Origin of the sequence: Aquimarina pacifica (assembly GCF_000520955.1) — a bacterium.
Taxonomy (GTDB): Bacteria; Bacteroidota; Bacteroidia; order Flavobacteriales; family Flavobacteriaceae; genus Aquimarina; species Aquimarina pacifica.
In genome coordinates this window covers 1-11,968 of sequence record NZ_JACC01000011.1, presented here as the reverse complement: position 1 = coordinate 11,968, position 11,968 = coordinate 1, and the positions used below count along the sequence as shown (strand labels likewise).

The 11,968-nt window shown below is 31.6% G+C and carries 16 protein-coding genes; 9 read left to right on the top strand and 7 right to left on the bottom strand.

Annotated features, from left to right (window positions below):
• Positions 1-32: 32 nt before the first annotated feature.
• A complete protein-coding gene (locus DZ60_RS0107745; RefSeq protein ID WP_025741522.1) occupies positions 33-473 on the bottom strand; it encodes an META domain-containing protein in 441 nt (146 codons plus the stop codon).
• A gap of 215 nt (positions 474-688) precedes the next feature.
• Between DZ60_RS0107745 and DZ60_RS0107740 the strand changes: the two genes are divergently transcribed.
• Together DZ60_RS0107740 and DZ60_RS0107735 are read left to right on the top strand one after the other, a co-directional pair.
• The gene (locus DZ60_RS0107740; RefSeq protein ID WP_025741521.1) at positions 689-1,267 is read left to right on the top strand and encodes a TetR/AcrR family transcriptional regulator; all 579 of its coding nucleotides are present in this window, start codon (positions 689-691) and stop codon (positions 1,265-1,267) included.
• 161 nt (positions 1,268-1,428) lie between these two features.
• Complete coding sequence (locus tag DZ60_RS0107735; protein WP_025741520.1) at positions 1,429-2,292, top strand: bile acid:sodium symporter family protein; 864 nt, start codon at positions 1,429-1,431, stop codon at positions 2,290-2,292.
• 180 nt (positions 2,293-2,472) lie between these two features.
• Here the strand turns inward: DZ60_RS0107735 and DZ60_RS0107730 are convergent, their stop codons facing one another.
• On the bottom strand, positions 2,473-2,808 hold the full coding sequence (locus DZ60_RS0107730) for a single-stranded DNA-binding protein (RefSeq protein WP_025741519.1): 336 nt from the start codon (positions 2,806-2,808) through the stop codon (positions 2,473-2,475).
• 1,000 nt (positions 2,809-3,808) lie between these two features.
• On the opposite strand from DZ60_RS0107730, the gene DZ60_RS0107720 reads away from it, so the two are divergent.
• The 4 genes from DZ60_RS0107720 (at position 3,809) to DZ60_RS0107705 (ending at position 6,055) form a co-directional block, all read left to right on the top strand.
• Positions 3,809-4,168, top strand: coding sequence for a hypothetical protein (locus DZ60_RS0107720; RefSeq protein WP_025741517.1), 360 nt, complete (start codon positions 3,809-3,811; stop codon positions 4,166-4,168).
• 63 nt (positions 4,169-4,231) lie between these two features.
• Positions 4,232-4,615: a VOC family protein gene (locus DZ60_RS0107715; protein WP_025741516.1), complete on the top strand. Its 384-nt coding sequence runs from the start codon at positions 4,232-4,234 to the stop codon at positions 4,613-4,615.
• Positions 4,616-4,939: 324 nt separating this feature from the next.
• Positions 4,940-5,467 carry a hypothetical protein gene (locus DZ60_RS0107710; RefSeq protein WP_025741515.1) on the top strand — a complete coding sequence of 176 codons (528 nt, stop codon included), beginning with the start codon at positions 4,940-4,942 and terminating at the stop codon, positions 5,465-5,467.
• Between the two features lie 54 nt (positions 5,468-5,521).
• Positions 5,522-6,055, top strand: coding sequence for an alpha/beta hydrolase family protein (locus tag DZ60_RS0107705; protein WP_025741514.1), 534 nt, complete (start codon positions 5,522-5,524; stop codon positions 6,053-6,055).
• A gap of 9 nt (positions 6,056-6,064) precedes the next feature.
• Here DZ60_RS0107705 and DZ60_RS0107700 read toward each other — a convergent pair whose 3' ends face one another.
• The gene (locus DZ60_RS0107700) at positions 6,065-6,934 is read right to left on the bottom strand and encodes a LysR family transcriptional regulator (RefSeq protein ID WP_025741513.1); all 870 of its coding nucleotides are present in this window, start codon (positions 6,932-6,934) and stop codon (positions 6,065-6,067) included.
• Positions 6,935-7,043: 109 nt separating this feature from the next.
• Here DZ60_RS0107700 and DZ60_RS0107695 point away from each other — a divergent pair, with 109 nt between their 5' ends.
• Both DZ60_RS0107695 and DZ60_RS0107690 read left to right on the top strand, forming a co-directional pair.
• A complete protein-coding gene (locus tag DZ60_RS0107695; protein WP_025741512.1) occupies positions 7,044-7,751 on the top strand; it encodes a class I SAM-dependent methyltransferase in 708 nt (235 codons plus the stop codon).
• 262 nt (positions 7,752-8,013) lie between these two features.
• Complete coding sequence (locus DZ60_RS0107690) at positions 8,014-8,454, top strand: hypothetical protein (RefSeq protein ID WP_025741511.1); 441 nt, start codon at positions 8,014-8,016, stop codon at positions 8,452-8,454.
• Positions 8,455-8,836: 382 nt separating this feature from the next.
• Here DZ60_RS0107690 and DZ60_RS0107685 read toward each other — a convergent pair whose 3' ends face one another.
• The 3 genes from DZ60_RS0107685 to DZ60_RS25085 form a co-directional block, all read right to left on the bottom strand.
• Positions 8,837-9,457, bottom strand: a complete 621-nt coding sequence (locus DZ60_RS0107685) for a DUF4230 domain-containing protein (RefSeq protein WP_025741510.1) — start codon at positions 9,455-9,457, stop codon at positions 8,837-8,839.
• A gap of 91 nt (positions 9,458-9,548) precedes the next feature.
• A complete protein-coding gene (locus tag DZ60_RS0107680) occupies positions 9,549-10,079 on the bottom strand; it encodes a DUF4136 domain-containing protein (RefSeq protein ID WP_025741509.1) in 531 nt (176 codons plus the stop codon).
• Positions 10,080-10,217: 138 nt separating this feature from the next.
• On the bottom strand, positions 10,218-10,394 hold the full coding sequence (locus tag DZ60_RS25085) for a DUF5522 domain-containing protein (protein WP_161634374.1): 177 nt from the start codon (positions 10,392-10,394) through the stop codon (positions 10,218-10,220).
• 28 nt (positions 10,395-10,422) lie between these two features.
• On the opposite strand from DZ60_RS25085, the gene DZ60_RS0107675 reads away from it, so the two are divergent.
• Entirely contained in the window at positions 10,423-10,749 is a 327-nt protein-coding gene (locus DZ60_RS0107675; protein WP_025741508.1) for a hypothetical protein, read from the top strand.
• A 63-nt stretch (positions 10,750-10,812) separates the two neighbouring features.
• Here DZ60_RS0107675 and DZ60_RS0107670 read toward each other — a convergent pair whose 3' ends face one another.
• Positions 10,813-11,796 (bottom strand): polysaccharide lyase family 7 protein, encoded by a 984-nt coding sequence (locus DZ60_RS0107670; RefSeq protein ID WP_025741507.1) that lies wholly within the window; start codon positions 11,794-11,796, stop codon positions 10,813-10,815.
• Positions 11,797-11,968 lie beyond the last annotated feature (172 nt).

Below are 11,968 nucleotides of genomic sequence, written 5' to 3'. Positions count from 1 at the left end.
GTATGTAAAGTTTGAACTTTGCTGAATTTATCTCAATCCATAGATTTTATCCCAACAAATAATTTGTTTTGGTCTGAATCTTTTAGAAAAAGAGAATCATTTTGTATCACTTTTGTAGAGACCTGTTGCAAGCTGGTCATAAATTCATGTTCTAATTTATGATTTTCTTCGCAGTACATTTTAGTTGCTCTTGCAAACCCAAATGAGATTGTTTCATTCTCGGTGGTATATCCACAAGAAAAAGAATTGCATCCAGCGTTTCCTGATGCTGCTTTTCTCGCTTCATCAAAAGTTATATGTAGTTTTTTGGAAGTAATATCATTTCCATTAAGGGAGACTAATAAAAAGGTTTCTTTTTGAAGGGTCTGATTTTTTGGTTTTTCTGTAGTTTTGAGAGCAACTTCTTTTTTTCCTTTGCATGTTGAGGTACCTGAAAGTATAAAAAACAAGAGTGTTACGGTTAAAAATTTCATAAGTAGATAATTTGAGTAAATATATTGTACCAGTAAAAGTATTATAATCTTTGTTTTTAATGATAAAAAACTCCCATTTTATGAGATTAAAATTTATTTTTGGAAAAAGGGAAACCTAATGTTTGTTTGTGCATGTAGTAGTTATATAAAGATATTGCTCAGATTTAGTATTCTGTCTAGGTGTCTTGCGTACAAGAAATAATAAATAGAAATACATGAAACCCGAAAGTAGAAAACAAGAGATAATAAATGCAGCATCTATTCTTTTTAAAGAAAAGGGGTATAGCGCTGTAACAATGCGAGATTTGGCAAAAGCAATGGGGATTAAGGCTGCAAGTCTTTATAATCATATTCAGTCAAAGCAAGAGATTTTGTCTACTATCATTATAAATCTTGCAGAAGAATTTACATTAGGGATGAGCCAGATTATGAATGCTGATATAGATCCTATTCAAAAATTAGAGAATATCATTAGTATGCATGTTGATGTTACTTTACGTAATTCTGATGGATTAGGAGCATTAAATAGTGATTGGATGCACTTGGAAGAAGAAAATCTAATATACTTTGAAAAGATGCGTCATAATTATGAAGAAAACTTCAGGAGTATTGTAAAAATGGGAGTAGATGCTGGTGAGATCAGTCCATACAATATTGAGATTATGGTGTTCTCTACACTCTCTACCTTAAGAACCCTTTATTTATGGTATCCAAAACAGAAAAATATCGACCCCGATATACTCAAAAGAGATATGATTTCTGTATTACTCAAAGGAATGAGAAGCGGCAAATAAGTATTTTGAAACTTATTTGTAAGTTCTGCCAAGTATTGCAAAAACAATATCGTTTATTGGTATCTGTTAATAGAATTACTATCTGGCTTTATTATTTGTTTTTGATAAGGCTTTCTGTGATTTCTTAAGAATATCTTTATATTGCATATAAAACGAGCACTATGGATAAGATATCTACCATTGTTTTGGGAGTAAGTTTGATTATTATTATGTTAGGGATGGGACTTTCCTTAACACTTAGTGATTTTAAAAGAATATTTATTTATCCCAAAGCAGTATTTGTAGGACTGACCAATCAAATTTTGATTTTGCCACTTGTAGGCTTTTTGTTAGCCTCTATTTTTTCTTTGAAGCCAGAGATTGCAATTGGTATTATGATTTTGGCAGCCTGTCCTGGTGGAGCAACTTCTAACTTGATATGCCATTTGGCAAAAGGAGATATAGCTTTATCTGTAACGCTAACAGCCTTGAGTAGTTTTATTACTATTATAACAATTCCTTTCATTGTCAATTTTTCTTTAGAGCATTTTCTTGATAAAGGACAGGTAATAGAGCTAGACATTGTTAAGACGGTTGTTCAGATTTTGGCAATTACTGTTATTCCTGTATCCTTAGGAATGGTAATTAGAAGATATAAAGAGAATTTTGCAGCAAAGATGGAAAAACCTGTTAGGATTGCTTCTGGGGTTGTTATGGCAGTTGTTATTTTAGGAATCACTATTCAGGAAAAAGATAGTCTTATTACAGGTTTTAAAGAGGCAGGTTTAGTTTCTATATGTCTTAATCTTTTTACTATGTTAATAGGGTATTTTTCAGCAAGATTATTTAGGGTTACTACAAAAAGATCGATTTCTATTGCAATCGAATCAGGGATTCAAAACGGAACGCTGGCTATAACAATTGCAGTTGTTCTTCTTAATAATAGCTCTTTTGCTATTGCACCAGCAGTGTATAGTTTGTTAATGTTTTTTACAGGAGCTGCATTAGTATATTTAGGGATGCGCAACGATAAAAAAACGGTATAGTTATCTTTTCACATACAGTATAGAAAAATAAAATAAGGCCTGTTTGTTTTTGTAAACAAACAGGCCATAAAGTATCATTAGTAAATAATTGTTTATATGTAAATAGATAATTTTTTCTAGAACTTTTCTAGAGGTAGAACATGATCATTTAAGAGGTGCTGCATTTTAGAATTTCGTTTTTTATTTATTTCCTAACATTAAGAGCTCGCTACAGACAATTTCTGTGATGTATCTTTTTGTACCTTCACTATCTTGGTAACTGCGTGATGTGAGTTTACCTTCTACGGCAATTTCTTGTCCTTTATTGATGTATTTTTCTACGATATCGGCTGTTTTACCCCATGCAATTATATTATGCCATTGGGTGTCGGTAATTTTATCTCCTTGTTTGTTGTAGTAATAATCATTTGTTGCAATTGAGAATTTCGCTAGTTTTTTTCCAGATTCGAGAAGTAAGATTTCTGGCTCTTGTCCTAGGTTACCAATTAATTGTACTTTGTTTTTTAGTGTGTTCATAATATTAATTTTTTATGGTTATTATTTTCTTGACTAGTAGTATTCAATTGTTATGTTGATTTTATTTGTACTAACATGATATCAGCGTTAATCTCTGGTGTTTAATTCAACACTGCAAACATAGGATGCTTTAGAAATGTGATTCGGTTAGGAAGTGTTTAGTTTCGCTTGTATGTGTTTGTAAGCGATTGTAACCGTTTGTAATTAAATAAGTGTATGAATATTTTCTATACGAACAAGGTGACTGGGGTTTGGTTAATGTATACGAATATCAATGAATTGAAGTCTTAAATGATGCAGTTTAGAAAAGGAAAGCGTATATAAAAAACATCATCTTTGAATAAGAAGATTAAATTTTCAGTAGTAGTGCAAGAGCATCTTTTATTGACAAAAATATCGACTCCCTATACCTTGATAGAAAAATTAAAATAAAGTTTAGCGAATTAACAAACAGAATAAAAAAGGTATGTTATAAGGTTTGTGTGATTACAGCTACTAGGAAATGAATTGAATGTTTACTTCAGATTTGTGAAGACGAAATACCAATAATTAAGTAATGATTGATTGTTATAACGTGTACTATTTTTATCAATATATTGTATATTCAAGAATTCCCTACAATTCGAAAAGGATAAAAATTAGTTTCTTTTTTTTAATTATAAAATCGGATATGCAAAAAGTCGCAGATTATATTTTCAATCTTTCCCCAAAAAAAATAGCCATATATCTTGTGTTAGGTCCGTTAATTTTATTTTTGGTGTACACTATTATAATTATTACTTTTTCGATCATTTCTGAGGAATCTCACGCAACACAAGTTACGTTCACAATGTTATTGAGTTTTCTTTCTGTTTTTTTTGGTATTTTTCTGTCGTTATGGTTTGTTTGGTTGCGCTGTACAGTCTATTCTGTCGAAGAAGCAAAAATTGGATTGGCCCGAAGAGGGTTTAAAATCGCTTAATTTTTTATAGGGTTCTTCGTTATTTTTAATCTAATAGTATTGTCGCTAGAAACCTATTTTGACAATAGTAGTTGGAGAGAATATCGATCTCTAATTAATGCCTCGCGCGAATTTATAAATTTTGGAGGCATTATGATTGCTTACCCAATAATCTGTCACTATGCCGCGCGGTCAGCTATAGTTAAACGAAGTAAAGAAACTGCTACTTTCACAAATGCCATTCCTTTTACTCTATTACTAATATTTGGTACTGTTTTGGGGGTTCCTTTTATACATAAATATTTCAGCCCTAAAAGTTCTACAAACTCAGAGGTAGTGATGATTTATGCTATTGGCTTGTGCCTGTTTATATTGATTCTTGTTACTGGATTCATTGCCGCAATAACCGGTGTTATTTAGGACTATAAAAGTTGTTACATTAAATTATTAATACAGATATTTGAACCTAATAAACTTTACTACATGCATACTTTTTCTTTTGATCATATAGCGCTTTCGGTAAAAGATGTTGACGAATCCGTTGAATTTTATCAAAAGGTATTTCAGATTAAAGAAATCAAGAATACCGCTTCAAGCTCTAAAACCAGATGGTTGTCTTTTGATGAAGGGATACAACTTCACCTCATTCCTCGTCCAAATGCTGAAATAAAAATCAATAAAGCAGTTCATTTTGCTTTAACAACAAACGATATACATTCATTTGTAAAGCATTTGCAAATACTGAAAATTGATTATTCTGATTGGCTTAATACACCAAACAAAGATTACATTCGAAAAGATGGGGTTAAGCAGGTTTACTTTCAAGATCCAAATGGATATTGGGTTGAAATAAATGATGATGTTTAATAACATTATTTGATGTTCGATTTACAATATCTATAACATAGAACTTCATATCTATATGGGTTGGTAACTCAGAGGTATAATAACTGATAGCACTATAAATCAGGATATATCTGTATTGAAATTGATGGATACTAATTTTATATAATCTAGGTGTTTAGAATAGAATACTCGAGAAATAGAGTAGCATTTTTCTTCACTGATTCATAAGTGTAATGTCTAAATTAAAAATTAGGCTAGATAAATGATAATTAACGTTTTTTGAACTAAAAGACAGCGTTGAAATACGTAATTTGTTTTGCCAAATGAATAAAATATAATAGCCAAATGAAAAAAATAATACTCGTACTATGCGTATTTGGGATTCATATAAACGCGATAGGACAAATAGATACATTACCCTTAAAGTCAATAGAAGGAATAACGAATAAAATGATAGAATTAATATCAGGAGAAATCGGAGAAGAAAGAAATTGGGAGGAATATAGAAATTTGTTTTTGCCTACTGCTCAAAAAACATCACTGAGAAAAACAAAGGATGGCAAAAGTAAGGTCAATGTGATGAATTTAGAAGAGTTTGTTAGAAACGTAGGGCCCTATTATGCAAGAGATGGTTTTGAAGAATATGCTATTGGGTTGACTATAAATGAGTTTAATGGAATTGCAACTGTGTTTCAAAGTTTCTATTGTAGAAATTTAAAAGGCACATATGAAAAGAGAGGAGTAAATAGTTATCAGTTAGTATATCTAGAAGATAGGTGGTGGATAGCAAGTACGCTATTCACTAATGAAACAAAAGACACCCCCATTCCGAACGTCTATTTATTCAAAAAGTACCAAACAACATCTAATTAGTGATGAGTAGTAGCCCTTTGATTGATGTGTTAAAGAATTTAGGAAAATACTAACATGAGAAAAAGACTATTGATTCTTTCGGATTTATGGGGTAGAAGACATTCTAAATGGGTAGCGACTTATAGCGCAGCTCTTGATAGAGATTTTGATATTACATATTATGATTGTTGCGAATTAGGTCAGATTAATATTGCAGAATATCAAGAAGAGAGTCTTCATAAAGAATTTGTAGCAGGAGGGATTGATAGAGCTGTTGAGGCGTTGATAGGGTTAGAAAAAAATAAAGTACATATTCTTGCTTTTAGTATTGGAGGCACAATTGCTTGGAGATTCGGCATCGAAACCAATAGAATTAATTCCCTTATTTGTATGTCCTCAACAAGATTGCGGTATGAAACAGAAAGACCAAAAGGCGAAATAGAGCTGTACTATGGAGCTGAAGATATATTCAAACCTAAAAATGCTTGGTTTGACAAAATGAAACTCAATTATAAGATCATAAAAGGAAAAGAACATCAGATGTATATTGAAGATCGCGAACAATTGAGTATTGATGTAGCCGAAGCGTTAGCGAAAATTTCTCGATAGCCAAGAAAATTATTCCAACAAAAAAGAGGCGACTGAAGCCGTTACTTGCGAAGTTTCGTTTTTGGGTGTAGCAAGTAAAACATTAGTAGAAAAATTAGGGTCGAGGTCCAAAAAGGATAATTCTGGATATATATGACTTTTTTGTAGACTTGTAGGAACAATAGAAACTCCCAAACCATTTCTTACCAATTGAATAATAGAGTTTATATTATTAGATTCATGAACAATATTAGGCATGAACCCATATCGAGAACAAATTTGTAGTAATGAACTATAATAAACAGGAGCATGCTCTTTATTAAAAAAGACAAAGACTTCATCTTTCAGTTTTTTTAAGTCATTTACGTGTTTGATTTCAGTATGGGTATTATTGAAAACCAAAGAATATGAATCTTTAAACCAAAGTCTAGAATCAATTTTTGTAGATATAATAGGAGCTCTGAGAATACCTAAATCTAATTTATTTTGTTCGAGTGCCAAGATTTGCTTTGCCGTAGAAACTTCAAATAATTTGATATTGAGGTACGGGTATTTTTGTGTCAAAAACTGAACAAGTTTTGTAATCGTATCAGAAAAAGTAGAACTTATATAAGCAATTCTGTATTCACCACTTACACTTTCTGAAATCTTCTTGGTTTTAAGAACTATCGCTTCTAAATTTTGTAATTGATGGGTTATTTCTTTCTTAAAGTACTTGCCAGCTTCTGTCAATAGTACTTTTTTATTGGTGCGTTCAAAAAGTTGAACTCCGATCTCATTTTCAAGCTCTTTTATTTGGCGACTTAAGGGAGGTTGAGAAATAAATAGCTTCTCAGAAGCTTTTGTAAAATTTAATTCATTGGCTACAGCCAAAAAATATCTGAGGTGTCTTAATTCCATAGTAATACTTATAAGGTATTATTCTATAACAAAATAAGTCTTTTTGAATCATATTATGAAATACTATTTTTAATTATTCGATAAATACAAATACATAAATCAGATAATTATGAAAAAATCCACAGTAAAAGAAATTAAAGAGCGGTTTGATAAGGATGTAGAAAGATTTTCAAATTTAGAGACAGGGCAGGTGGCGACGATAGATGCAAAAATCTCATTAGAAGTATTAACCGAAGGTGCAAAAAGAATCCAGCCAAATGCGCAAAGAGTGTTAGATATAGGCTGTGGTGCAGGTAATTATACATTAAAAATGTTATCCAAAATCCCGAATTTACAGTGTACCCTAGTTGATTTGAGTCGTCCTATGTTGGATAGTGCCTTAGGGAGAGTTTCTTTACATACAAATCAATCTGTACGGATTATACAAGGAGATATAAGAGATGTGCTTTTAGAAGAAAATCATTTTGATATTATATTGGCTGGAGCGGTTTTGCATCATTTAAGGGATGATAAAGATTGGGAAACTGTGTTCAAAAAATTATTTTCATTACTTACCGAGAATGGATGTTTGATGATTTCGGATTTAATCACGCAAGAAACGTATGCGATCAATGAGTATACATGGCAGCGTTACGGAGAGTATTTAGAAAGTATAAATGGGAAAGAATACAGAGATAAAGTTCTTGATTATATTAAAAAAGAGGATTCGCCTAGGTCAATGACGTATCAATTAGACTTGATGAAAAAAGTTGGTTTTGGTACCACAGAAATTTTACATAAGAATATGTGTTTTGGTGCTTTTGCCGGAATTAAATAAAAAATAGCCATAAGTGAATGAGGTATTTTTAATTCTGAAAATTAACAGTTAAATAAATTTTCAGTGTTTAATTTTCGTTTAGTTCTTATAACTGCCTCACTATTTTTGCTTTGGTGTAGCTGAAAATTTGATCTCTATATAAAGTCGTAAAAAAAAATGGCGATCGTTTGTAACATTTTGAGTTGATCTTACATAAACATATATCGTTTACATGGATGATGTATAACGATGTGAAAAATTACAAATAATCAAATTTAATTTTATGAAAAAAAGAAGTCTATTTTTAGCAACGATGATTTTAATTTCAATTACGATGAACAGTTGTGGAGTAATGTTTGGGGGAAGTAAATATAACGCAACAATAGTTGCGAAAAATCACCCTAATGCAGATATCTATGTTAATGGAGAAAAAGCAGGAAAGGGTTCTGTTAACGCTTCTTATTACCGTAACAGGCCACTAGAAGTAAAGCTAAAGCATGAAGACTGTGAAGAACATAAGAAAACATATCACAGTGTTTTTAGAACAGGTAGTTTTATGCTAAGTGCTTTTAGCTGGGGATTGTTGGGTATGTTTATTGATCTAGGGACTGGGGCAGCCCATAAACCAGATCATAATGGAGAATCAAGTGTGATAAAGAAAAATGATAAGGATTACACCTTCAATGTAGAGTATCCAGAGTGTAGTCATCAGAGTGGTATATAAGAGTACTAGCAGGTACTATGACATAAGTAACTTGTATTATTGTGAGCAAAAGGATAGTAGAAGTTACTATTTTCAGGAGTTGCGATAATAAATAAACTTATAGTAACGAACTAATAGAATTTGTAATCTTTTATCAAGAGTATTTTTTTTAAATAAATATTAGATAAGGTAGGGTATATCATATGTGGTTCGTTCTATATACGTAAATAATAAAAAAATCTGTATAATACGTAGCGTTTAAGGGACAAAATAAATTCTATTAACAATTCAGATTTATATAAAAAGAGATGGAGAAAGTTTTGCTTTTTTCATCTTTTTTCGTTCTAGGTACAATGAAAGTGATATAATTTTGGTGATGCTTTTGGTGTTTGTAAATCTTGGATTAAGGATGTAGAATTAGTTCCTGAATATCGATTTGAGTATTGATTACTTTTTCTTCATATTGTAGCGTCCATCCCAGAGAATTGGTAAGAATGTATATTTTTTGTAGTTCGCTAATGAGACGATTTTTTGAATTTGCAACCAGTGTTGATGTTTTTACTCTTTTATCTAATTCTGAAATTACCGTTTTTCTAATTTTATTATGATCTTCTGGATCGAATTGATTTAAAAAATCTTCTTCTAGGGCATGGTACTTTATTTCGGGGTTAATATCGATTTCGGGCTCAGGAATTTTGGTTATGGTTACGATTTTATTTTCAGTATCTATTTGATGAGTAACCATACTCAAGTCATAAGAAATCAAAACTTTTGCATTCACCACGACAATTGCTTTTTTCGTTGCTGTAATTAGATCCAGATACAGTTTTTTATCATCTTTATATGTAATTACTTCAGCAAAATGCCCTTCGGTTACTACCAATTTTCCTACATTTTTTATTTGTGATAAAATAGCATCAGAAGACTCGATTACTGCTTTTTCTGTGTTGTGTTTATCTATAAAAAATGTAACACCAAATACCAGAATTGCGGTAAAAATAGCACCTATAAAAAAATTACGCATATACGGATATGTCAAGATTTATATAAATGTACATAAAAATATAGCCTTTCTAAAAAAAGAAAGGCTATATCAATTAGTATAAAAATGGTTTTTATTGATTTTCTGGGGGGTACTTCTCTAATATTGCAGAAACTATTTCATTCATTTTTTCTTGTTTTCTATCTACATTTTTAGTCAAAGCTGCGGTACCCATTCCTTGCCATATTAATTCTTTTTTTGTTGCATCTATAAGGTCTATGTATAGAGTGCCTTCAGTTGTTCTTGATACAGTGTTGTAGCCTGCTCCCCAGAACCATGGATTCCAACCCCATCCATACCCCCAACCAAAGTTGTTTTGGTATACATTTACGTTTTCTTTTGTTTTTGTAAAAATACTTACGAGGACATCAGGCGAAGAAGATTTTGAAAACCCCTTAGAAATCATATCAGTTTCGATGGCTCTAAGAATACGTTTCTTGTCAAGGTCACTAACTTCTGCTTTATCAATCCCTGGTTTATAAAAAGCAAAACTTTTATACGTGTCAAAATTTGCCTGCTTATCATAATCCGATGCAACACGCACAGTTGAGCAAGAAGTGATGGTTATGATAAGGATTAGTGATAGCAATGAAATTTTTTTCATAATCCTGTTTTTTTACTATCAAGAAAAAGTAAGCCCCTAAGCCTTTATTAATGAACGGGGTATTTGCTTGATAAAGTTATTATTATTTTAATTTTCTAGTCACAATAATCATACCATGTAATTCGATTATAGTATTGGTTACTTTTTTTTGTAACTATTTGTTTTCTTGTCATACCCATATGGGCAATGTCTACAGCCACTTTCGCAACAATACCCTCGTCTAAGATGGTATTTTTCTGTAAAACATCGATATCCTTCTGGAGTGATATAATAATCTCCTTCTTTGGGAGTTAATACTTTTTTAGGATTGTTCATATGTACAAAAATAGTATCTTGCAGTAATATGCCTGTTGTTGTTAACAAATATTTGATAGGTCGTCATTTTGTAGGCATTGCCTTATGGCCCTTTATTGTGATTAGAGATCCCTTTCTTAAAGCGGATGCGGTCTTTATTAATCACGAAAAAATTCATTTGAGACAACAAGCAGAACTTCTCGTACTCCCTTTTTATATTATTTATTTGTTCGAATATATAATTAGACTATTGCAATATAGAAATTCTCAAGAAGCTTATAGAAACATTTCTTTTGAACGAGAGGCTTATAGAAAAGAGGAGGATCTAAATTATCTAAAAGGACGAAGACCTTGGAGTTTTATTAGATACATGTAGTTGCAGAGAAAATTTCTAAAATTAGTAACGGTTGTATTAATTCAAGAATGTTCTGCTAATGTTTTAGTAATGATTAGTTTTTACTTCATATAGGATAACTTCGGCGGATTCTGTGTAATCAGAATTCCATTTAAAATAATTTCCTGTTTTAAAATAGTTGTCAAAATCATATCCATTACTTACATAATCATATAATTCTTGGTAGGGTTGTACGATACTTTTTGCTTCACATGTTAAAGCATATTCTAGTGTGCCATCTATAATGCGAAGCTTGATCGTGAATTTCTCATAGTCTACGGTGGCAATTGTGATTTTTTCAATGTAATCGCTGGTCCATATACCGTTATCAGGCTTTATGTAATATTCAATCACCAGATCTCCGTTTTTCCATAGTACTTTTACAGTGGCAGCAGAGCCTGGTTTGGTAGGACTACTTCGTGCGTGAATTTGTGCGACATAGGTTTGGTTACTTCCACCGCAGTAATTTACTTTTAGGGTTGATTCCATTTCATGTGTACCTGTATCCATATACCAATTATCCGTCGCATCCTGATTCCCTTTCCAATATTCCCTTAATTCTGTTCTGCAAAATTTGGTTCCTCCATTTGGTGCTGTTTCAGAAAAGCCCGATGTCGTAAAACCAGTAAACTTGGTGTACATTGTGTAACTGCCGTCTTCATTTTTATAGAAATATTCTCTTTGAGGAGCTGTTAATTGGTCATTTATAATATCTTCATAATATATAGAAGTTGCTTTTCCTGATGCATCACTTTTTTCAAGGGGAACAGAAAGATACCAGTTTTTCCATACAATATTTTCCCTTTCTTCATGCTCTTCTTCTTCTTCTTCCTGTTGTTGTTCCTCTTCTTGTTCCTGCACTTCTTCGGGTTCTTCCCCAGAAGTATCTTCTTCTCTTATTTGATCTTCATTAATTTGTTCTTGAGAATCTAATTGGTTCGAAGTATTCTCATCAGAACTGCAGCTATTCAATAAAAGAGCCAAAAAGAATAAAGCGATTATGTAAATAGTTTTTGTAGATATAATCATAGTTTTAATGGCCGTTTTTGATAGGTGTACAGATCTTTTTTGTGCTATTAAAGAAAATCAAATGTGCTAATATAATAGTTTGATTTTTAAAGATATGTGTTTAGGTCTTCGATATCTAATAGTGTCTCTTAGTAATTATATGATTGTGACGTCCTGAATAATCGTTACAAGA